This window comes from Gilvimarinus gilvus (genome assembly GCF_030518155.1).
Classification (GTDB): domain Bacteria; phylum Pseudomonadota; class Gammaproteobacteria; order Pseudomonadales; family Cellvibrionaceae; genus Gilvimarinus; species Gilvimarinus gilvus.
The window spans coordinates 1-375 of sequence record NZ_JAULRU010000800.1; the positions used below are offsets into that span (position 1 = coordinate 1).

Consider the following 375-nt stretch of genomic DNA (forward strand, 5'->3'; position numbering starts at 1 on the left):
GGCTGCTGGCACGGAGTTAGCCGGTGCTTATTCTTCTGGTACCTTCAGCTACTTACACGTAAGTAGGTTTATCCCCAGATAAAAGTAGTTTACAACCCATAAGGCCGTCATCCTACACGCGGGATGGCTGGATCAGGCTTCCACCCATTGTCCAATATTCCTCACTGCTGCCTCCCGTAGGAGTCTGGTCCGTGTCTCAGTACCAGTGTGGGGGTTCACCCTCTCAGACCCCCTAAAGATCATCGTCTTGGTGAGCCGTTACCTCACCAACTAACTAATCTTACGCATGCCTATCCTACTGCGATAAATCTTTCAAAAATTCATGATGCCATGATTTCTATTATAAAGTATTAATCCTCCTTTCGAAGGGCTATC

General features: G+C 47.5%; 1 rRNA gene. It reads right to left on the minus strand.

Features of this window, described 5'->3' with window-relative positions:
• Positions 1 to 375: ribosomal RNA gene (locus QWI17_RS21550) — 16S ribosomal RNA — on the minus strand; the annotation flags it as partial.